This window comes from Bdellovibrio sp. ZFWA1 (genome assembly GCF_056175665.1).
On sequence record NZ_JBJKJH010000002.1, the window covers coordinates 340,588 to 359,561 of the forward strand.

At 42.8% G+C, this 18,974-nt stretch carries 22 protein-coding genes; 14 read left to right on the forward strand and 8 right to left on the reverse strand.

The features are described 5' to 3' along the window. Nucleotides 1–14: 14 nt before the first annotated feature. Nucleotides 15–698, reverse strand: a complete 684-nt coding sequence (locus AC04MN_RS11095) for a 3D domain-containing protein (protein ID WP_475383275.1) — start codon at nt 696–698, stop codon at nt 15–17. A gap of 185 nt (nt 699–883) precedes the next feature. Here AC04MN_RS11095 and AC04MN_RS11100 point away from each other — a divergent pair, with 185 nt between their 5' ends. Together AC04MN_RS11100 and AC04MN_RS11105 are read left to right on the forward strand one after the other, a co-directional pair. Continuing rightward, nucleotides 884–1,690 carry an alpha/beta fold hydrolase gene (locus AC04MN_RS11100; protein WP_475383276.1) on the forward strand — a complete coding sequence of 269 codons (807 nt, stop codon included), beginning with the start codon at nt 884–886 and terminating at the stop codon, nt 1,688–1,690. A 72-nt stretch (nt 1,691–1,762) separates the two neighbouring features. Then, nucleotides 1,763–1,993 (forward strand): hypothetical protein, encoded by a 231-nt coding sequence (locus AC04MN_RS11105; protein ID WP_475383277.1) that lies wholly within the window; start codon nt 1,763–1,765, stop codon nt 1,991–1,993. A gap of 56 nt (nt 1,994–2,049) precedes the next feature. On the opposite strand, the gene AC04MN_RS11110 is transcribed toward AC04MN_RS11105, so the two are convergent. Next, a complete protein-coding gene (locus AC04MN_RS11110; RefSeq protein WP_475383278.1) occupies nt 2,050–3,159 on the reverse strand; it encodes a polyamine ABC transporter substrate-binding protein in 1,110 nt (369 codons plus the stop codon). A gap of 29 nt (nt 3,160–3,188) precedes the next feature. On the opposite strand from AC04MN_RS11110, the gene AC04MN_RS11115 reads away from it, so the two are divergent. The 5 genes from AC04MN_RS11115 (at nt 3,189) to AC04MN_RS11135 (ending at nt 7,736) form a co-directional block, all read left to right on the forward strand. Next, complete coding sequence (locus tag AC04MN_RS11115; RefSeq protein WP_475383279.1) at nt 3,189–4,280, forward strand: ABC transporter ATP-binding protein; 1,092 nt, start codon at nt 3,189–3,191, stop codon at nt 4,278–4,280. Further along, nucleotides 4,277–5,122 (forward strand): ABC transporter permease, encoded by an 846-nt coding sequence (locus AC04MN_RS11120; RefSeq protein ID WP_475383280.1) that lies wholly within the window; start codon nt 4,277–4,279, stop codon nt 5,120–5,122. The genes AC04MN_RS11115 and AC04MN_RS11120 overlap by 4 nt, the downstream gene beginning before the upstream one ends. Next, nucleotides 5,115–5,963, forward strand: coding sequence for an ABC transporter permease (locus AC04MN_RS11125; protein WP_475383281.1), 849 nt, complete (start codon nt 5,115–5,117; stop codon nt 5,961–5,963). Before AC04MN_RS11120 ends, AC04MN_RS11125 begins: the two co-directional genes overlap by 8 nt. Beyond that, nucleotides 5,941–7,185 carry an MFS transporter gene (locus tag AC04MN_RS11130; protein WP_475383282.1) on the forward strand — a complete coding sequence of 415 codons (1,245 nt, stop codon included), beginning with the start codon at nt 5,941–5,943 and terminating at the stop codon, nt 7,183–7,185. Before AC04MN_RS11125 ends, AC04MN_RS11130 begins: the two co-directional genes overlap by 23 nt. A gap of 77 nt (nt 7,186–7,262) precedes the next feature. Further along, a complete protein-coding gene (locus AC04MN_RS11135) occupies nt 7,263–7,736 on the forward strand; it encodes a hypothetical protein (RefSeq protein WP_475383283.1) in 474 nt (157 codons plus the stop codon). Here the strand turns inward: AC04MN_RS11135 and AC04MN_RS11140 are convergent. Then, entirely contained in the window at nt 7,684–7,911 is a 228-nt protein-coding gene (locus tag AC04MN_RS11140; RefSeq protein ID WP_475383284.1) for a hypothetical protein, read from the reverse strand. The genes AC04MN_RS11135 and AC04MN_RS11140 overlap by 53 nt on opposite strands. Before the next feature lie 42 nt (nt 7,912–7,953). On the opposite strand from AC04MN_RS11140, the gene AC04MN_RS11145 reads away from it, so the two are divergent. From AC04MN_RS11145 to AC04MN_RS11160, 4 genes are read left to right on the forward strand one after another with little or no spacing between them, the layout of a single operon-like run. Beyond that, nucleotides 7,954–8,571, forward strand: coding sequence for an RlmE family RNA methyltransferase (locus AC04MN_RS11145; protein ID WP_475383285.1), 618 nt, complete (start codon nt 7,954–7,956; stop codon nt 8,569–8,571). 14 nt (nt 8,572–8,585) lie between these two features. Next, nucleotides 8,586–9,344 (forward strand): pseudouridine synthase family protein, encoded by a 759-nt coding sequence (locus tag AC04MN_RS11150; RefSeq protein ID WP_475383286.1) that lies wholly within the window; start codon nt 8,586–8,588, stop codon nt 9,342–9,344. Between the two features lie 7 nt (nt 9,345–9,351). Next, nucleotides 9,352–9,789 carry a D-aminoacyl-tRNA deacylase gene (dtd, locus tag AC04MN_RS11155; protein WP_475383287.1) on the forward strand — a complete coding sequence of 146 codons (438 nt, stop codon included), beginning with the start codon at nt 9,352–9,354 and terminating at the stop codon, nt 9,787–9,789. 12 nt (nt 9,790–9,801) lie between these two features. After that, nucleotides 9,802–10,209 carry a YchJ family protein gene (locus AC04MN_RS11160; RefSeq protein WP_475383288.1) on the forward strand — a complete coding sequence of 136 codons (408 nt, stop codon included), beginning with the start codon at nt 9,802–9,804 and terminating at the stop codon, nt 10,207–10,209. A 69-nt stretch (nt 10,210–10,278) separates the two neighbouring features. Here AC04MN_RS11160 and AC04MN_RS11165 read toward each other — a convergent pair whose 3' ends face one another. The 4 genes from AC04MN_RS11165 to AC04MN_RS11180 form a co-directional block, all read right to left on the reverse strand. Beyond that, a complete protein-coding gene (locus AC04MN_RS11165; RefSeq protein ID WP_475383289.1) occupies nt 10,279–11,256 on the reverse strand; it encodes a S8 family serine peptidase in 978 nt (325 codons plus the stop codon). Continuing rightward, complete coding sequence (locus AC04MN_RS11170) at nt 11,253–12,041, reverse strand: DUF6531 domain-containing protein (RefSeq protein WP_475383290.1); 789 nt, start codon at nt 12,039–12,041, stop codon at nt 11,253–11,255. Before AC04MN_RS11170 ends, AC04MN_RS11165 begins: the two co-directional genes overlap by 4 nt. 153 nt (nt 12,042–12,194) lie before the next feature. After that, nucleotides 12,195–13,340: a GGDEF domain-containing protein gene (locus AC04MN_RS11175; RefSeq protein ID WP_475383291.1), complete on the reverse strand. Its 1,146-nt coding sequence runs from the start codon at nt 13,338–13,340 to the stop codon at nt 12,195–12,197. Nucleotides 13,341–13,447: 107 nt separating this feature from the next. Further along, nucleotides 13,448–14,710 carry a cyclic nucleotide-binding domain-containing protein gene (locus tag AC04MN_RS11180; RefSeq protein WP_475383292.1) on the reverse strand — a complete coding sequence of 421 codons (1,263 nt, stop codon included), beginning with the start codon at nt 14,708–14,710 and terminating at the stop codon, nt 13,448–13,450. Nucleotides 14,711–14,782: 72 nt separating this feature from the next. On the opposite strand from AC04MN_RS11180, the gene AC04MN_RS11185 reads away from it, so the two are divergent. Further along, entirely contained in the window at nt 14,783–15,274 is a 492-nt protein-coding gene (locus AC04MN_RS11185; protein ID WP_475383293.1) for a hypothetical protein, read from the forward strand. A 30-nt stretch (nt 15,275–15,304) separates the two neighbouring features. Here AC04MN_RS11185 and AC04MN_RS11190 read toward each other — a convergent pair whose 3' ends face one another. Then, nucleotides 15,305–16,054 carry a TIGR02147 family protein gene (locus AC04MN_RS11190; protein WP_475383294.1) on the reverse strand — a complete coding sequence of 250 codons (750 nt, stop codon included), beginning with the start codon at nt 16,052–16,054 and terminating at the stop codon, nt 15,305–15,307. Nucleotides 16,055–16,247: 193 nt separating this feature from the next. Between AC04MN_RS11190 and AC04MN_RS11195 the strand changes: the two genes are divergently transcribed. Together AC04MN_RS11195 and AC04MN_RS11200 are read left to right on the forward strand one after the other, a co-directional pair. Continuing rightward, entirely contained in the window at nt 16,248–18,497 is a 2,250-nt protein-coding gene (locus AC04MN_RS11195; protein ID WP_475383295.1) for a heavy metal translocating P-type ATPase, read from the forward strand. Then, nucleotides 18,490–18,909, forward strand: coding sequence for a MerR family transcriptional regulator (locus tag AC04MN_RS11200; RefSeq protein ID WP_475383296.1), 420 nt, complete (start codon nt 18,490–18,492; stop codon nt 18,907–18,909). Before AC04MN_RS11195 ends, AC04MN_RS11200 begins: the two co-directional genes overlap by 8 nt. Nucleotides 18,910–18,974 lie beyond the last annotated feature (65 nt).

The following is an 18,974-nucleotide window of genomic DNA, read 5'->3' on the forward strand; positions in this document are numbered from 1 at the left end:
AAGTTCTCCTTGAACTAGTTCGCGCCTTTAGCAGCTGTCGATGCAACTTTAACTTCAATAGAGTTGCTGCGTCTTTCAATTGTATTTAATGCCGCTGAGTATCCTTTAGTTCCTTTACGTAGTACTCTGAAGTTTTTAATGCTCGAGCAATCAGATTTATCAGTGATGCCCATTTCTACTAAGTGTTCGTTGATGTCATCTTGTACTAGATTCGCGGCTCCGGTATAGATATCAAATCGGTTTGCACCTTTAATTGCTCCGCCGGTATCTTCAACCATAAAGTAGCCATGATGAACAAAGGAGCCACCGTCATCTAACTTAATTTTAACACCTTGAAAGCTGGGAATATAGATGATGTCGCCCATATTATAGAAGCGGGGATCCGCAGCTACTGTGACATAAGGTTTCATGCAGGTTCCTGCGGCTCCGACTGTTGTGTCACAGTCCCCTAGATTTTTAATTTTTCCGTTGTAAGTTAAAATGCGATTTCCAGGCAACGTTCCAGAGCCTTGCATGCGAACTTCGCTTCTAAATTTAGAGCAAGGCTTGGATCCACCACAGATTTTTTGTACATCAGGAGTGTAATAGGTTGTTGTCTTCGCGGTGGTTTTAGAGCAAGCCGCTCGAGCATAGGATTGGGTCATACCATTTAAAAGTAGAACTCCGATGGTCGCTGATTTAAAAATTTTCTTAATCATAGTCGATACCCTAGTCTTCAGTGTTTTAAAATGCCGGATTAACTGGCTTCATAGAACTAAAGAGCAAATTAAGGGCCAACTTGAGACAGCTTGAGTTTCATCTAAATGCTGTCTGGCAGAACTTCTGCGTCGAAAATTTGAACAGATGTTGATCTTTCAACGGCCTGGCAGTTTACTTGTCTCATATGGATACATTGGGTTTGAGTCAGTTTAAAATCCCCATTGGCAAGATTGCGCCATTGATCGAATGGAAGGATCGCCAAGGTCAGGTTTTCTCGTATCGTCATTATCCAGCTTGGAGTGAAAATTTAATTATTTTATTTCATGGCGTTGGGTCTGACAGTCGGTATCTGGCCGTGTTGGCGTCCATGATAGCAGAAAAGGGACTTGCCCAGGTTGTGACCCCTGATTTGCGGGGGCATGGTTCGTCTTTTGGGGTTTCTGATAAGATCAAAGCCAACCAGCTCGAGGTGGATCTTGAAGAGTTGTGGGTCCACTTAAAACAGCAGCACAGTCTTCAGCAAATTGTATTGGCTGGCCACTCCATGGGCGGAGCATTCGCTCTTCGTTGCGCCAGCAAACGGGTCATTCCGGGGCTGCGAGGGGTTTGGGCTATTGTGCCTCATCTGCCCGAGAAGCTTCATCTGCATCAAGAGGACTGGGGGAGGTGGATTGAGGTTAAAGATGGTCAGATTCAAGTACAACTCCCCAAGGCTTTTCAAACGGGACGAGAAAAACTTTCCTATTCGGCAGAGTACCTTGAGGCTGTTAAAATGGATGACGAGCTAGAGTCTATGAGTCCTTCATCGCATTGTTTGGTTTCGATTGGGGGAAGGGATCCTCTTTATAAAAATCAAGATTTGAAGAAATATCTTCAGCAACTAAAGACAATAAAGCTGTTGTATTTTGAGGAAGCCAATCATTTTAGTATTATTATGAAAAAAGACGTCCTAGAGTCTCAACTTGAGGCGTTGGCAGAATTCTTCGTCTAAAAGTTAATCAAAAAAGTGGCAAATTCCTTAAGAGTCGAGCCTATCTTACCGAGTAGTAAGATAGAGGTGATCATGCTTTCGTTCGTTATTCATCAGATCGGCTCGGCTTTTTTTCTAATAGGCCCTTTATTGTTTGTTTGGGAGTATCAAAAGTGGCGCTCGCAAAAGAGTCAGAAGCGCTTTGTTATTATGGGCGTATTTTGTATTGGCCTCACAGTCTTAGGGATGATTTCGCTTCGCGAGAATTTAAAGCAACAAGAATTAGATCTGCCATCGCAGTCTGCCAAGCTAGAGGTGTTTTAATAAAATAAAGGCCCCGAAGGGGCCTTTATTTTAGATTAGACTCATTAACTGTGGTCCTACTTGGTTTTTATCTCGGTCCAAGTGTCTTCGTAAGCTTGGTTGCCTTCTGCTAGATCTTTTAAGGCCTCAAGTTTTTTCATGGTTTCACTTGAAGGGAAAAGTGCTTTGTTGTTTTGAAGCTCTGCAGGTAAAGAGTTTTTTGTCTTCGTTAGCACGGGGCCTCCGAAAATAGTTTGCACTCGGTTGCGGTCAGCTTCTTCAGTCAAAAGAAAGTTAGCCAGTTTATGGGCTGCCCAAAGATTCTTTGCGCCTTTCAGAAAGACCATGTTGTCGATGGCTCTTGTGCCGCCTTCGCTTGGGATGATAAATTCAATTTGGCCTTTAGATTTCGCAGCTGCTTGTAAAGCATCGGAAGAGTATGCCTGGGCCGCAACAACTTCTTTATTGGTCAAGATATCGATGGTATCCGAAGCAAACATTTTAAACTGAGCTTTGGCCTTTATAAGAACGTCTTTAGATTTTTGAATCTCGTCCTTCTGGAGTGAGTTGACTGAATAGCCATTCAGTTTGTGGGCGGCCGCCATGACTTCACGAACGTCATCTAAAACAGCGGACTTTCCTTTAAGTTCTGGCTTTTCGAAGAATTCCTTCCAGCTAGTAATAGAAGTCTTCAAAAGAGATTTGTTATAGGCAATTCCTGCAGTCGTCCAAATATAGGGAATAGAGTATTCATTCTGTTTATCGAAATCTTGTCCTAAAAGCTGAGGATCTAAAAGATTCATATTTGGAATAAGGGCTTTGTCAATTTTTTCAAGTAGGCCCATCTTCGTCATGATTTCGACCATGTAGTCTGATGGCACAGCCATGTCGATACCTGACGAGCCCATTTGAATTTTGGCTAAAAGCTCTTCATTTGAAGAGTAATGAGTCATATGAATTTTAATGCCTGTTTCCGCTTCAAACTTTTTAACTAAATCTGAAGAGATGTAATTGCCCCAAATGGCTAAATTAAGATCTTTGGTCTGGGGCATTGCGCTCTGAACATTTTGAGCCGCTGTTTCTGCCGAGGGTGCTTTTTTCGTACAGGCCGCGCTGAATGTCAGGGCGGTGATAGCAAAAGTGACACTTGTGAAGCTTTTTACCAAAGACCGTAATGTTCTCGACATTTTTTCAATTCCTCATTATGTTCATTTGAATGTTGGAACTTCTAAATATAAGCAAAAGATTCGGCAGTCAAACGGCTCTTGAAAATCTCTCGTTATCGATCGGCGAGGGGGAGTTTTTTTCTTTGCTAGGGCCTTCGGGTTGTGGAAAGTCCACGCTTTTACGAATTTTGGCGGGTCTTGAGGAAGCCTCTTCGGGGCAGATTCTATTGAATGGCCAAAGAGTCGACAATATTCCAGCCCAGAAGCGTCCCTTCAATATGGTCTTTCAGCGCTATGCTTTGTTTCCCCATATGAGTGTTGGTCAAAATATTGCCTATGGTTTAAAGCTAAAAAATCGACCGGCTAAAGAGATCGAGGGGCGTGTTGCCGAGGCCTTGGCTCTGGTGGGGCTCAGTGATTTTGCTCTAAGGCGTCCTGAAACTTTATCAGGTGGGCAGCAGCAGCGTGTGGCCGTCGCCCGTGCTTTGGTTAATGAGCCCAAAGTTCTATTGCTTGACGAGCCACTTTCAGCTTTAGATCAAAAGATGCGGGAACATATGCAGCGCGAGCTCCGGGCATTGCAACAGAGATTGGGAATTACATTTATCTATGTGACTCATGACCAAGAAGAGGCCATGGTTCTTTCTGATCGAATTGGGATTATGAATGGGGGCATTCTTGAGCAAGTCAGTACCCCTCGAGAGATCTATGAAAAGCCTCAGACTTCGTTTGCCGCGCGCTTTATCGGGCAAATGAGTGTCATCGAAGGCGAGTTGGTCGAATCAGATCACGACACTGTGTTGTTAAAGATTGCAGAAAACACCGTGATCCGTGGGAAGCATCAATTACCTAAAGAGGTCCTGCGGGTCGGTATGCAAATGTCGGCCTATGTGCGCCCCGAAAAAATTAAGCTGCTTTCGGCACAGTCCGATATCGCGGGAGTGAACACCCTGAGTGGAAGATTGGGTGGAAAGATTTTTAAAGGTCATCAAACGGAAGCGCATGTTGATATTCTAAAAGGGGGCTTTTTTAAAGTGCTGTTGCAACAGGATCCTGAATCCTTGCAGTTTGATCACGGCACTTTAGTGAGTCTGTGTTTTTCTCCCGAAGATACTCATGTTTTTCAAGGTGATTCCCAGTGAACCGACTTCGTTTTTTAGCTTGGCCTGCTTTGCTGTGGTTTTTGACCTTTATTTTTGGACCCTTGATGCTGGTGTTAGTCGTCAGCTTCTTTCAAAAAGGGACTTATGGTGGGATTGTTCCCACGCTTGATACATCCAACTATGTTCGTGCCTTTTCTTGGTCCTATTTGGGAATTCTTTTTCAAAGTATAAAATTGGCACTTTTGACAACAATGGGTTGTCTTCTTTTAGGTCTGTTGTCCGCTTGGGCGATCGCCACTTCATCACCGCGGTTACGGCCCATTTTAGTGGCTATGGTGGCATTACCTTTTTTGACGAATTTAATTATTCGAATTTATGCAATTCGGGTTTTTGTAGGTTTTGACGGCCCGGTGCAGTGGTTGCTACAGACGTTGCAAATTCCTTTTAATCCCTTTGCATTGTCGCAGAATCAGTTTTTGGTTTTTTATGGGATGCTGACGACGTATTTGCCTTTTATGATTTTACCGCTGTATGCGGCTTTTGAAAAATTTGATTTCAGTTTGGTAGAGGCTGGCCAAGATTTAGGGGCAAGCCCCTTCCAGCTTTTGAAGAATGTCATTTCACCTAATTTAAAGCAGGCCATGATCAGTGGCTCTCTTTTAGTCTTTATTCCCTGCCTTGGAGAGTATGTGATTCCCGATCTGCTTGGTGGGGCGAAAAACATGCTTTTTGGAAATTTAATCACTGAGCAGTTTTTGAAAGCCCGGCACTGGCCCTTTGGTGCCGCTTTGTCGGTACTTCTTGTTTTTATTCTTTTGGGGTTTTGGTTTGTATTAGGTCGTTTGGGTTCTGGAAGAAATAAGGATGCCTCTTATGAATGAAAAACGACGACCTCGTGCGCCTTGGTGGGCGCGAATGACATTGTATGTCTGTTTGGCTGCCTTGTATATTCCCTTAATTATGATGCTGATTGGGGCTGTTTGGGTTCCAGAGGAAGCGATTGGGCTGGCGGCAGGAAATGGAAAAGTTTGGACATTGAGGTGGTTCGGCGAAGTACTTGCGGATTTAGAGCTTATGCGAGCTTTTGCAAACAGCTTGATGGTTGCTGTGGCGAGTTCAATTGGGGCGACAGTTTTAGGAACCGCGGCTTGTATCGCTTTATACAAAAGTAATTTTAAAGGAAAAAAGTGGCTCGAGAATTTAAATCTGGTTGCCTTGGTTTTTCCAGAGATAGTTTTTGCTCTTTCGCTGTTGTCTCTGTTTTTTGTTTTAGGCTTGGGATTGGGGCTTACCTCAGTGATTATAGCCCATGTTACTTTTTGTCTGTCTTATGTAATGATGACCGTTTCGGCCCGTCTGTCTGTATTGGATAAGTCACTGGACGAAGCGGCGCAAGACCTTGGCGCTTCCGATTTTTATATTTTACGTACGATTATTTTACCATTGCTAAAGCCCGGAATTTTGGGTGGATTTATTTTAAGTTTTCTGATTTCTTTCGATGATTTCTTGATCACTTACTTCGTTAACGGAGTAGGTACAGATACTTTGCCCGTGAAGCTGTATACGGCAATGAAGATGGGCGTCAGTCCTAAACTGAATGCACTTTCGTCTCTGATGTTTTTGGGCACTCTGTCAGTGCTGATTTTCCTCTTCCGTTCTGCTTCTTTCCGTGATCTGTTTGAGGGCGGAGGGAAGAAAAATGGATCGCAAGAAAGTTCTTAGTTGGGCCTTTTTTGATTGGGCTAACAGTGCCTTTTCAACCACCGTCATGGCGGGTTTTTTCCCAGTTTTTTTCAAGGGGTATTGGAGCCAAGGAGCTGATCACGTTTTAACGACGGCGCGGCTGGGCTCAGCCATTTCTGTGTCAAGTTTACTGATCGCATTGATGAGCCCTACCCTGGGGGTGATCGCAGATCTAAAGGGTTATAAGAAAACCTTTGCTTTGCTATTTATGTTTATCGGAGCCATTTCGTGTATGGCTCTAGCTTTCGTTCCCGCGGGGGGATGGTTTGCGGCCATGTTTATTTATGGACTCGCGATGATGTGTTTCAATGCTTCGTCTGTTTTTTACGATGCTCTTTTACCTTTTATTGCAAAAGGAAAAGAGATGGATCATGCCTCATCTTTGGGATATTCGCTGGGCTATTTGGGCGGTGGAATTCTTTTTCTTTTAAATGTTGTGATGTATCTTAAGCCGGAAATATTTGGATTTAAAGATGGTGTGCAAGCAGTTCAGGCAAGTTTTATATCTGTAGGTGTTTGGTGGATTGTTTTTAGCTTTCCTTTGGCTCGATTTATTCCCGAGCCATATTGTGAAAAAAGTGTTGATTCATTAGGGCAGTTGACTAAAAAAAGTTACCGGGCACTGAAACATACTATGTCACGCTTGGCGCAGGATCGTAATTTGACTTTATTCTTGATAGCCTACTGGCTTTATATCGACGGAGTCTATACCGTCATGACCATGGCCGTGGATTACGGCATCTCGTTAGGCTTTGAAGCCAAGGATTTAATAGCGGCTTTACTTATAACCCAATTCGTCGGATTCCCATTTGCCTACGCTTTTTCTTTTGTGGCTAAACGCTGGGGTTCGAAACTTCCAATTCTGATTTGTATTGTTATCTATGGAATTACAGTGCTGGCAGCAACGGGTATGAATCAGGCATTGCACTTTTATTTGTTGGCCTGTGTAATTGGGATGGTTCAAGGGGGCGTACAGGGCTTAAGCCGCTCGATGTATGCTCGAATGGTGCCCCAACAAAACAGTGCCGAGTATTTTGGCTTGTTTAATCTAGTAGGGAAGTTCGCATCTATATTGGGGCCCTTGGTGGTTGCGATGGGGGCTTTACTTACGGGCTCCAATCGTTGGGGTATGGTTGGTCTACTGGTGCTCTTTATTATCGGTGGTGCGCTATTGACCCGAGTCCAAGAACCTCGCCATTAGTTGGTCAATCGAGCATAGTTTTCAATTTATAACAAATCGATGAATTTGAAGTTTGGGGGCCGTGGTATAAGGTTCCCATGAATATGGTCTGGCGTTTTATCATTATTAATATGCTAATTGTTTGTTCTGTGTCTGTGGGTATGTCTCAAGAGCAAGAGCCCGTTTGTCATCAAGAAATCGGCAGTTGCGAGTATTATATTTGTGTCAATCAAGCGATGGGCTGCGGAGCCTCCAGCTATATGAGACGTTTCGGTCAGCCCTACTGTCAATTGTTCGTCGATCATGAAGATGAGTTTGATCAGGAAGGGCAGAGCTTCAATCAGCAGGTGCGCTTGTGCTTGCAGCAGAAAATGGAGAGGGACTTTGACAGAATGACCTGCAGTGATTCAAGAAAGTTTGCTCTTAAGCATCATATCGAGTGTTATCATCAGGCGGGTTTTTGCCAGCTACCCTGGCATGACAAACAGCTGATTCTGAATGCGGCCTGGACCGAGTTTTTTAACTTGGATTTTTTGAAGACCGCTCTTGAGATGAACTTGAAGTGTTTGTAGGGCGAGTTTCGGGGGCCAAAAACTCTTTGGATTCGCTCAATCCCTGCTGCTCTGAAATTACTTCATGGGCTTTTTTGCCGGTAATACCAATCCATTCGGGTAAAAACACGGCAATGGCGACAAAAATCATCGTTATTACAATAAAGAACATTGTCATACCGATTGCTAATTCCATTAGTGACTCCTGACTAGGACTTGATTTATATTCCATCCCATTATGACTTACAATCCCCGAGATAACTATTTTAAAAAGGCCAAGGAACAAGGTTTTGCGGCGCGATCTGTTTTTAAGCTGGAAGAGATCGATAAAAAGTTTCGTATTTTCAAACCAGGACAAGTGGCATTAGATTTAGGGGCGTCTCCGGGGTCGTGGTCTCAGTATGCGTCACAAAAAGTGGGCGCCAGAGGAAAGGTCTTAGGGGTTGATTTGTCCCCGGTCACAGTCAAGTTAGACAATGCGGTGTTCATTCAGGCCGACCTTCGCGATTTAAATTTGACGGATGTATTTAAAGAGCACGGATTTGAACCTCCCTTTGATCTAGTTCTGTCTGACATGGCTCCAAAAACGACAGGGATTCGTATGACGGATCAGGCGCGCTCGGTCGAGCTCTGTGAGCTTGCACTAGATGTGGCTCGTCGTTTTTTGAAAAAAGATGGGCATTTTGTTTGTAAGCTATTTCATAGTGATGATTTTAACTCGTTACGTGATGCTATTAAAAAAGAATACACGCGTTTTGAAGCTGTCAAGCCGGATTCGACACGCAAGATTTCAAAAGAGATTTTCTTAGTAGGTCTTGGAAAAAAAATGGGACCAACTTTTGGTTCGGTGGACTGACGAGTTCTTTGGATATGATCAAGCCCATCTATAAGAATTCAGATTTTATAATTTTGGACAAGCCAGCCGGTGTTTTGACGACACCTGCTCGTGAGGGAGACAAAGATCCCCGGGCAGTTTTAGGCCTTGAGCTGCAGAAACAACTGGGACTTCAAATTTACCCCGTACATCGTTTGGATTTTGAAGTTTCGGGATTGGTAGTGTACGCACTCAATGCCTCTGCACATTCGGTAGCCAATTCGTGGTTTGAAAAAAAATTAATTCAAAAAACCTATCGAGCTCTGACTTTGAATTGTGATTTCCAGCACATTCCTGCGAATATTGAAAATCCTCGGCAATTGCTATCTCCAGAATTTCAAAAAACTTACCAATGGCACAATAAAATTTTAAAAGGTAAAAAGCGCGCTTTTGTCAGCGAGCACGGAAAAGCTAGCCACACCTTGGCGAAGTGCTTGGGTTTTGCCGATAACGTAGATGGAATTAGCCAAGTATTGTTAAATGAAATTGTAGACGGAGCGCTTCGGATAGGTACCCCTTCGATATTGGCTTGGGATTTAAATCCGGTAACGGGGCGCTCCCATCAGTTGCGTTTTGAATTAAGCTACCGCGGGTTTCCTATTTTGGGGGATCGCCTCTATGGCTCTAACGTAAAAACTTCCGAGGAAAGTCGGATTGCTTTAAGGGCGTGGAAGTTGGATTTGTCCGAGATACCCGAAAAAGAGCGCCGAGGTCTTCCTAAAATAATCACTCTTGATATGAACGTGGAGTGGTAGGTGTTATATGAAGTTGGTTGTTCAACGGGTCTTGAAGGCCGGCGTTCGGGTGGATCAAAAGGTCGTTAGCGAGATCGGACCGGGGGTATTAACGCTCATTGGAATTGGTCCAACGGATTCACTTGTTTTAGTTCAAAAGGCCATTGATAAAATCTTAAATCTAAGAATCTTTGAAGACGAAAATGGAAAAATGAATCTGTCATTAAAGGATATTCAGGGCGCCCATTTAATTGTGTCTCAGTTCACTCTTTTGGCCGATACCCAGAAGGGGAATCGACCGTCTTTTATCGCTGCAGCACGCCCCGACGTGGCCAAGCCCCTTTATGAAGAGGCTTTGCGCTATTCAGCATCTCAAGGAGTTCCAAGTTTGGGTGGTCTTTTTGGGGCCGATATGAAAGTTGAATTGATTAACGATGGACCTGTGACTATTGTATTAGACTTTTAGGAGGACAATCAGATGTCTTGTTATTGCGGAAATGGTGCGAACTACGAAAATTGTTGCCAACCCTTACATAAAAAACAAAAAGTGGCTCAGTCTCCGGTCGAGTTGATGCGTTCTCGTTACAGCGCTTTTTGCACCAAGGATATTCCTTATTTGATAGAAACCACAGATCCGCAGGCGCGGGGACACATTGATGAGGAGTCCTATCGCGAATGGGCCGAGATGGCTGACTTTAAAAAGTTAGAAGTCTTGAAGTATGATGACCTTGGAAATAAAGGACATGTCGAGTTCAAGGCCTGGTATGACATCAAGGGGAAAGAACTCTTGCATCACGAATATTCAAAGTTTCGTAAACAATCTGGAGTTTGGTATTACCGAGAAGGGAAGGATCTTTCTCCGGAAATGCCAGAACTTGAAGAATAGATTTTCCGTGTAAATCTAAAAAATGGGCCATCCTTGGCCCCGTCTCGTGGTGCGTTTGAAGAACCCGCTCTAAGGAGAGGACGCACCACCAGCCAACGTCCTTGTCTGTTCAACCATCTTGGTTTCTGAAAAAACTTTATTGTTTGATAAATTTTTGACTATTGGGTCATCTATATCTTTCATAAATAGCAATCGGCGAGCATCCAGCCTGGCAGAGGCCGCATTGTTCTTTTTCAAACGTTGGCTTATTACTCCGGTCTTCATAAGTCGCTCTCGAGTCTTTTGAGGGGCCGGATTTTTGGCGAGACTTTGAAGATAGAATACAATTGAGTTTGTAACCTTTGCTGTTGCCTGGCTTGTCCCCGTTAAAGCGCCGTATTTACCATGGGGAAGAGCGGCCCAAACTGTTTTGCCCCAGGCCGCGATATGAACCGCTTTTGTGCCGTGATTGCTGCTTTTCACGGGAAGACCTTCTTTGTCGACGGCAGCCACGCTAATAATATTTGGTAGATCATAACTTGCCGGATAAAAACCTTTCTGATCAATATCTTGGTTTTCATTTCCAGCAGCGGCCACGACAAGAATTCCTTTGTCGTTCATTTTTTTTAAAACTTCGAACTCTTCCTGATTAAAGATAGGGCCACCTCCTGAATAGTTGACGATGTCGACATTCAAATCAAGGGCTTTATTCAATGCTTCTATGCTCGAAGCCATGGGATCTTTTTTTTGATCTTTATTATCGTAATATTTCAAAATTATAAGCCGCACTTCAGGTGATTGCCCCAAGTTGTTTTCCATCGCAATTAACGAGGCAATATGGGTACCGTGCCCGTTATTATCTTGAGTGCTTCCGTAACCAGAGAAGTCCCAGCCATATTTAATTCCGTTGATGTTAGAAATTTCAAGCTTGTTTTTTAAAGCTGGGTGTTGAAAGTCCACGCCTGTGTCGATGACCGCAACACGAATTGTTCGTGCAAAACAGTCTGACGAGAATGCAAGCAGGGACAATAATGTGAGTCTTGCAATTTGAAGTATCAATTTGGTCATAACAGACACTCCTTTTTTGTTTCTGAAGTCAGCGTTGCTAAGCTTTGATTTATTTCTGAAGCTTTCCAAAGAGTATTTGAAATACAACCTTTGCGATCTTGCCATTTTATGACGACATCTAATTCATCGTCGTATTCAATTGTCTCAAGATAGTTGTGAGGGCCATTTATCTTAATTAAGTTTCCATAAAAGTTATATTCTAAATTGAATTTCGATTTCCATTGATTGGTGAAGCTTATCAGCTGCAGTTGGTTGTCGTACTTGAAGTTTGCTGGGCCAACTGCAGTAATTAGATTGTTATTATCGTAGCGCAATCTGTATGACAATTTGCCATCAAATATTCTTGATATCGTGCCATTTCTATTTTTTTCAAAATGGATTGTAAATTTATTTTGAGTGACGGTCTTTAGATGGCCGTCAGAGTCGAACCTCCACTGTGTCGAATCTGATTCGTTCCAAAAGTATTCTCCATTGAGATCTTTTTGGATTTTTGAGTTCGCTATATTTTCATTAAAGCAAGTTTGCAGTTTTGTGTCGTCACCTTTTACGATGACTCTATAGTCTAAAGAGGAGCACCACCCAATTCCGAACACGCCATTGAACAGCGAGCGACTATGATATTGGCGAACCAATCTCCAATCACCAATCTTTATGTCGATCCATTCTGTAAAGAAGGCTCCTTGATTGAGCTTCAATTGGCTGCGCGCTTGGGCGATTTCCCATGGAAGTACGAACGTACCTGCAATTGTTAGGATATATTTTAAGAGTTGTTGTTCCCACTTCATATGCTTTCCCCTTAGTTATGGATAAAGCAAAGGGGAGGCCAATTTGAAGATGCATTTAAATGAAGTTGGGCTGATGTTTTATAAAATTTAACATCAGCCCAACATCTATGTTTTAGTTTTGGTCACCTGTAAAGGATTTGGTCAGAACATCGTCTAAGCCACGGTTTTTAGGGCTAAACGGCTCCAGGGAATAGCCTGATTTCGACCGTTTTGTTTTGCGAAGTATAAAGATTCGTCAGAGCGTTTCAGCCACAGATCAGGATTATCTATTCCAGCGGCCTCGCAGACGCCCATCGAAATTGTAAATCTAATTTGATGCTCGCCGTGAATAAAAACTTCTTTTCGGATTTTAGCCATCAGCTCTTCGCACTTTTTTAATGCGGCCTCTTCTGTGTAGTCGGGAAGGATGATTGCAAACTCTTCTCCGCCAAGACGGGCAATAAAGTCATTGTTACGGTTGAAAGTTTCTTTGGTCATGCGAACACATTCTTTGATAACGAAGTCTCCGATATCGTGGCCGTATGTATCATTTACCTTTTTGAAGTGATCTATATCTAAGAATACCAAACTGACTGGGGCTTGATCTAAATTGTACATTTGCAAAGTTTTTTGAATTTGGTCATCAAAAGACCGACGGTTTTGTGCGCCCGTCATATGATCTGTCAATGCTGTTTCATTTGCTTTTAAAAGTTGTTTTTTCACTGAGTTCAAGCTTTTTCGAACCTGTGCCATTCGCTTGGTTCTTCGCTCGTCTTTGGTGGACTGATGTTCTTTGTAGGCGGTGATAAACTCTTTAGATTTCTTTTTTAAGGTTTCCACAGAGTTTGCTTCTACAGCTTCACGCAAATCTTCAAGGCTCTGATTCATTTCATCATCGGTTTTTTTCTCTTGGCGTAATTCCTCGCCAAGTTGATCTGCGAACTCCCAAATGATACGTTTAAATTCTTCAAGATTACTTTGCATGTAGGTGTATTCGTCTATTCGATAAGTGGAAAAAAATTGACGAATATTAAATAGTGCCATGTCTGCTTTTGGGTTGTGCGGATTGACCAGATCCTTTGAATAAGCATCTAGCTGTTCGCGCACTTTCCGCATATTGTGTTTTTCGATATCAAATAAGTGTTTATTGTAAACATCCAATATAAACAAAAGCGTTGCTTTTTCTTCAGATAGCTCGGGAAAGGACTTCTCCTTCGATTCAGACGATGAACTACCAGAAGCTTTCTTGGAACCATTTGCGTTTTGGGCGTTCCAATCCATATCTAGCTGATCAACAAGTTTTTTCATCCAGGTTTTCAAAGCGATCCCCTTTGAATAGATAGAGTTATTCAAATGGGTTATCGGAATTCCGAGGCCCCTTGTTAACCCGACCAAGGGTTTAAAAAGGGACTGTATATTTTTGAGACTTATTTGGATTGTTGATTGGCGGTATTTCGCTGGCTAATCACAGCTTCAATATGCTGTTTAAACTCTGGGTAGCTGGCGACCACTCGATTAAAAGAATGCTTAGGCAGGACGTAGATATCGCAGTAAGTGGCGGCGCGGGCCGTGGCATTGCGATTTCGATCCGAGATCAGGGCCATTTCCCCAAAGAAGGAGCCCTCATGAAGGGTGGCGACGATTTGGCTATCTTTACTAATGATTTCGACACTTCCATGTTGGATAAAATAGATTCCGTCTCCTGGTTCATTGACTTTGAAAACGCATTCATTGGGTACAAAGATTTTCGGCTGGAGTTCACGCATCAGGTCTTCTAGAAGTTCTTGCGAAGCGCCAGCCAAAAGCGGTACTTTTTCGACGATCTCTTTGTTTATGAAGTAGAATAGTTCGGCCTGCATTTTAATAGGCAAGTCTCGCAGAATAGTCCGATCTGAATAACCTTTGTGCTTATTCCATAGAAAATGATAGTAACTGCGAACTTTATGGCGCATCTCTGTAGGGATTCCATGGCTGTTCATGAAAACTTCTACCTTATCCAAATTATTCATATGGTGTTCACGGGCAGCATCCGCACGGCTAAGCATACTGGCAACATTTGACAGCACAAATCCAAATGTACCGACTCCTATTAACATAACCACGCTTGCAAATAGCATTTGGATAGGGGTTTTAGCGCTGATGTCTCCGTAGCCAACAGTTGCAAGGGTCGTGACGGACCAATAGATACCTTTGATGTACTCTTCTATTTTGTTTTCTTGAGGACCGGATGTTCCGCTTCCTAGTGCGATCCAGGCGCAAGTAATCAGATGAATTATTAGAGGCATTACGGCCATTAATGGTATCAGTCGGTAGGCGATAGGCCCCAGGCGATCATAAGAGTCCATGACCTTTTTAACTTTCCAAATATGGCGGACCACGACCAAATTTATCAGCAGAAAATTGGGCTGGAAGTCCCCGGTGAAGAAGTGCCATAAAGTGGCCCAAGGAACGATAGCAAGAAAATCCAAAAAGAGTGAAAAGTTAATCCAGCTACGAATGAGACGCCAATTCTTTTTTCTGTTATGAAAATGTAAATAGACATTTATGACAGATATGCAAGCGACTATGAGTTCGAGAAGGATTTCTATATCAATATGAGTCCTAAAATCGATCAATTGGAGTGGGATCCAAAATCCCACAAGAAGAGCGCCTCCAATTGATATGAAATTTAGAAAACGATGATGATTCATAAAGCTCGCATCGGCTTATTCTTAAAAAAGGATAATGCCACTTTGGTCGGGCTCCAGGTAATATAAGATCATATGGAACGATTAAGAATAAACGAAGACAAACTTAGCGTGAATGCGAAAAAAGCCTTAGACCTTTGGCGGATGCTTGAGGCGCCTTGGAAGTGTTCGGTGTCGATGGTCAAAGTCCAAGAAGGTCAGTCCGATAACTATGAAGTCGAAATATTAGTGAATTCCCCTGCGGACGGAGACTCAATCTGTCAGATACTGGCAGGACGCGAGGTCCGTCTTCGTTGGAGTCAAGGCTTCGCTTTTGATATGCTAGATCCAGATCAGGATATTGAAGAGCAAATGCATATCGCTATTGATGTCTTATCTCAATTGTGGGGAGAACAGGTTATTTTGGTCAAATTTCGCGAGGACGATGGTCCCATGAAGGCGAAGGTAGTGGACATTGCCGAACCCAAGGAGTTGATCACGCAATTACGACAAGAAGGAGTTTCTGGAAGTGTCGAGATGTTTTCTTTTCATGGGCGATGGAATTCGCATTTTAAAATAGCGCTTTGAATAAAAAAGGCCCACATCCGTGGGCCTTTTTTATTCAGATATCATTTTTTTATTTACGGGGTTGGCAGCAATTGTCATTAAATATACGTCGGTCGGAGTTCTTTTACTTTGCGAGGCCATTTCGATAATTTCTTGCCGAAGGGCTTCTATCTTTTTATTTATCTTCTTAAAGTCTGCCCGAGATAGGGCGAAGATCAAACCACTTTGATGAGAGAATTCTTGCCGGGCTTCTTGATTTAACTGAATATTTTTTGCGTGAAGGTTGTTGATCAGTTCTTTTTTATGAGGTGTTTCGAACTTAACTTGTTTGGTCGAAATTGCCCGTTTTAGAGCCACATACTTATCTCCGGTGATCATGATCATCTCAAGATCTTGAAGGCGTTTTAGGGCTAAATGTGCCTCTTCGGGATCGACCTCTAAAGCTTTTAAGATTTTAGAGAATGTCCATTCTGGCTTAACAGAAAACAATTCAAGAATAGAAAAATCCAACCAGTTCTGAATGTGCTCAACTTGCTCGGTGGTTACAAAAGCGTCAAAGTGTGAAGTGGTGCGAAGGCGAGATTGTTCAATGCTGTTTTTAAGAGCTTCATTGTATTCAGCCCCTATGTTTTCCATGATTTTGTCGATCTGTTTTTTGGTCAGCGTTCGCTTGTTGTTGAGGATCAAACTTAATGAACTGGGGCTCATATTCAATTGTTTCGCAAAGGCTCGAAGAGAAAAACGTGGATTCTTTTTTTGTTTTTCTTGTAGAGTCCTTGTTAATAGCTCGACTGCGTTCATTGGTGCCTCTCGTTTATAACGTAAATTTAATTCAAGCAGCCTTCGCATTTAAATTGCAAGAAATATTTTACTTTGAGTGTTTGCAAATAAAGAGGCATTTTGTGAAAACGCATCCTTGGCTGTAGGTATAAAAAAATAAAATTGACCTTCCCATGGTGGGAAGGTTTACCTTGAGGTATTAAGGCAGGTCGTTATGGCAAAGCAATTTTCGGAATCGAAAGTATCAAAAGGGTTGAACGAAATCGATGTAGCAATTGAAGGAATGTCTTGTGCTTCCTGCGTCCGCAGAGTCGAAACGGCTCTTGGCGCACTTCCTGGCGTGATGGAAGTTTCGGTTAATCTTGCGACCGAGAAGGCTCATTTAAAGGCTTCCAATGACGGTGTTCAAGCATCTGATGTAATTCGAGCCCTTGCCAGTACTGGATATCGAGGGCAAGTTTTAGATATTAATTTTGATGAAAATATCCTTCGTCAAAATAAAGAAAAACAGATTCGGAAAGAGCGATTTCATTTAATTATAGCATCGCTTCTTTCGTTACCCTTGGTTGCACCTATGTTGTTGATGCCTTTTGGAATAGATATCATGCCTCCCGGATGGCTACAGTTAGTTCTAACTACTCCTATTCAGTTTTGGATTGGCCTTCGCTTTTATAAAGCAGGTTGGTCGGCTTTAAAAAATTTCTCGGGAAATATGGATCTTTTGGTTTCGATCGGTACGTCGTCAGCCTATTTTCTAAGTCTTTATCAGTTGTGGGTGAACATGCAAAGCGGGCATGACCATGCTCATTTGTATTTTGAATCGGCTGCTGTCGTTATGACACTTGTGTTGTTTGGTAAATACTTAGAAGCCCTTGCAAAACAAAATACAACCGAAGCTCTTCATTCTTTGCAGAAACTGAGACCCGAGACAGCTCTTCTGGTTGGTCGCAAAGATATCGAGGTACCAATTAGCATACTGAAAGTTGATGATTTGGTAAGAGTTCTTCCTGGTGGGAGAGTGCCAGTGGATGGTATAATTATCGAAGGGGACTCCGCTATTGATGAGTCCATGCTAACAGGAGAAAGTCTTCCGGTAAGTAAAGCACATGGGGCAAAAGTATTTACGGGCTCAATTAACGGCGAGGGCCGTCTTTTAATTCAGACCAGTGCTGTTGGTACGGAAACAGTGCTCTCTAAGATAATCAAAATGGTAGAGGATGCTCAGGCAGTCAAAGCTCCGATACAAAGAACTGTTGATAAAGTAAGTGCGATTTTCGTTCCGATAGTTTTATTTTTGGCTTTGATTACACTTCTATATTGGGGATTAACAACCCAGAACTGGGAGGGGGCGCTGATTAACGCGGTCTCTGTTTTAGTTATCGCCTGTCCTTGCGCGCTTGGTTTGGCGACGCCGACGGCGATTATGGTGGGCACAGGAGAAGCCGCGAAGAGTGGTATCCTAATTAAGGATGCCTCAGCCTTAGAGGTAGCACATTCCATCACTGCTGTGGTTTTCGATAAAACGGGTACTTTGACGATTGGGAAGCCCCTTGTCAAGGCCTGGTGTCCTTTAGAGCCCGAAAGTGCCGAGTTACTTTTAGCAACGTCTTTGATTCAACGCGGAAGTGAACATCCATTGGCTAAAGCTGTTGTGCAATATGTGCCAGAGCAAGAGGGCAGAGAATTAAATATTCAGAATATCCAAGCAGTGCCGGGCAAAGGAGTTCGAGGCCAGGTGAATGTCAATAATGGATCTCAAGCTGTATCGTTGGCAATTGGGAATCGGCGGTGGATGGAAGAATTAAATGTCTGGAGTCCCCAGCTAGATAATGAATATAAGTTAGCGGTTAAAGATGGCGGGAGTGTCTCTTTTGTTGTTGATGAAAATCGTCGGGTCGTTATTGGATATTTTGTTTTTGAAGATCAGGTCAAGTCTGAAGCCGTTTTAGCAATCGAAAAGCTGAGAGAGCTTAAAGTACTCACAGTTTTACTAACAGGCGATAATTCTGCAGCTGCAAATAAAATTGGAACACATTTAAAAATTGATCGTATTTTTGCTGAAGTTCTTCCTGATCAAAAAGCCGAAAAGGTTTTAGAATTGAAAAGTGAAGGGTATTTGGTGGCGATGGTTGGAGATGGAATCAATGATGCTCCCGCCTTGACGGTATCGGATGTCGGTATTGCGATGGGTACAGGAACAGATGTGGCAATGCACTCTGCGGGAATTACTTTAATGAATGGCAACCCGAATTTATTGCCTCAAGCAATCGAAATTTCCAGAAAGACCTACTCTAAAATTCGACAGAATCTATTTTGGGCATTTATTTACAATTTGATTGGGATCCCACTTTCGATGTCGGGGGCTTTAAGTCCTGTTATTGCCGGCGCAGCAATGGCATTGAGCAGCGTGAGCGTCGTTGGTAATGCATTGCTATTGAAGAATCGGAGAGGCCGACATGAGTAACGACGAATTGAATATTGGAACCGTTTCGAAGCTTTCGGGGGTTCATCATAAAATGATTCGCTATTATGAAAAGCACGGATTACTTCCAAAAAAGAAGAGGTCCGATGCTGGCTATCGTAAGTTTACTGAGCGGGACGTTCATTTACTTATTTTTATTAAGCATTTAAAGGAGTTGGGTTTTTCCAGTGGAGAGATAAAAAAAATGGTCGGACTTTGGCTAAATAAAAGTCGGTCGAGCGCTGATGTGAAGGCTATCGCTCAGTCTCACATTGTTGTTATGCAATCTAAGATTAAAAATCTTGAGGCTCTTTTGGCGAATCTAACAAGCTTGGTAAAATGCTGCGAAGGGGGGGGGAGACCCGATTGTCCAATATTAGAAAATTTGAGTCAAAATAAGCCAAAGAATAAGTAATATTTCTGAATTGAAATAATAAACAAGTGGGTTTTCTGTTACGATCATTGAAAAGGCATTACTAA

Bases quoted from the DNA above. Each gene is read 5' to 3' on its own strand.
- AC04MN_RS11095 (WP_475383275.1), bottom strand. From the start codon at position 698: ATGATTAAGAAAATTTTTAAATCAGCGACCATCGGAGTTCTACTTTTA.
- AC04MN_RS11100 (WP_475383276.1), top strand. From the start codon at position 884: ATGGATACATTGGGTTTGAGTCAGTTTAAAATCCCCATTGGCAAGATT.
- AC04MN_RS11105 (WP_475383277.1), top strand. From the start codon at position 1,763: ATGCTTTCGTTCGTTATTCATCAGATCGGCTCGGCTTTTTTTCTAATA.
- AC04MN_RS11110 (WP_475383278.1), bottom strand. From the start codon at position 3,159: ATGTCGAGAACATTACGGTCTTTGGTAAAAAGCTTCACAAGTGTCACT.
- AC04MN_RS11115 (WP_475383279.1), top strand. From the start codon at position 3,189: ATGTTGGAACTTCTAAATATAAGCAAAAGATTCGGCAGTCAAACGGCT.
- AC04MN_RS11125 (WP_475383281.1), top strand. From the start codon at position 5,115: ATGAATGAAAAACGACGACCTCGTGCGCCTTGGTGGGCGCGAATGACA.
- AC04MN_RS11130 (WP_475383282.1), top strand. From the start codon at position 5,941: ATGGATCGCAAGAAAGTTCTTAGTTGGGCCTTTTTTGATTGGGCTAAC.
- AC04MN_RS11135 (WP_475383283.1), top strand. From the start codon at position 7,263: ATGAATATGGTCTGGCGTTTTATCATTATTAATATGCTAATTGTTTGT.
- AC04MN_RS11140 (WP_475383284.1), bottom strand. From the start codon at position 7,911: ATGGAATTAGCAATCGGTATGACAATGTTCTTTATTGTAATAACGATG.
- AC04MN_RS11145 (WP_475383285.1), top strand. From the start codon at position 7,954: ATGACTTACAATCCCCGAGATAACTATTTTAAAAAGGCCAAGGAACAA.
- AC04MN_RS11150 (WP_475383286.1), top strand. From the start codon at position 8,586: ATGATCAAGCCCATCTATAAGAATTCAGATTTTATAATTTTGGACAAG.
- dtd (WP_475383287.1), top strand. From the start codon at position 9,352: ATGAAGTTGGTTGTTCAACGGGTCTTGAAGGCCGGCGTTCGGGTGGAT.
- AC04MN_RS11160 (WP_475383288.1), top strand. From the start codon at position 9,802: ATGTCTTGTTATTGCGGAAATGGTGCGAACTACGAAAATTGTTGCCAA.
- AC04MN_RS11165 (WP_475383289.1), bottom strand. From the start codon at position 11,256: ATGACCAAATTGATACTTCAAATTGCAAGACTCACATTATTGTCCCTG.
- AC04MN_RS11170 (WP_475383290.1), bottom strand. From the start codon at position 12,041: ATGAAGTGGGAACAACAACTCTTAAAATATATCCTAACAATTGCAGGT.
- AC04MN_RS11180 (WP_475383292.1), bottom strand. From the start codon at position 14,710: ATGAATCATCATCGTTTTCTAAATTTCATATCAATTGGAGGCGCTCTT.
- AC04MN_RS11185 (WP_475383293.1), top strand. From the start codon at position 14,783: ATGGAACGATTAAGAATAAACGAAGACAAACTTAGCGTGAATGCGAAA.
- AC04MN_RS11190 (WP_475383294.1), bottom strand. From the start codon at position 16,054: ATGAACGCAGTCGAGCTATTAACAAGGACTCTACAAGAAAAACAAAAA.
- AC04MN_RS11195 (WP_475383295.1), top strand. From the start codon at position 16,248: ATGGCAAAGCAATTTTCGGAATCGAAAGTATCAAAAGGGTTGAACGAA.
- AC04MN_RS11200 (WP_475383296.1), top strand. From the start codon at position 18,490: ATGAGTAACGACGAATTGAATATTGGAACCGTTTCGAAGCTTTCGGGG.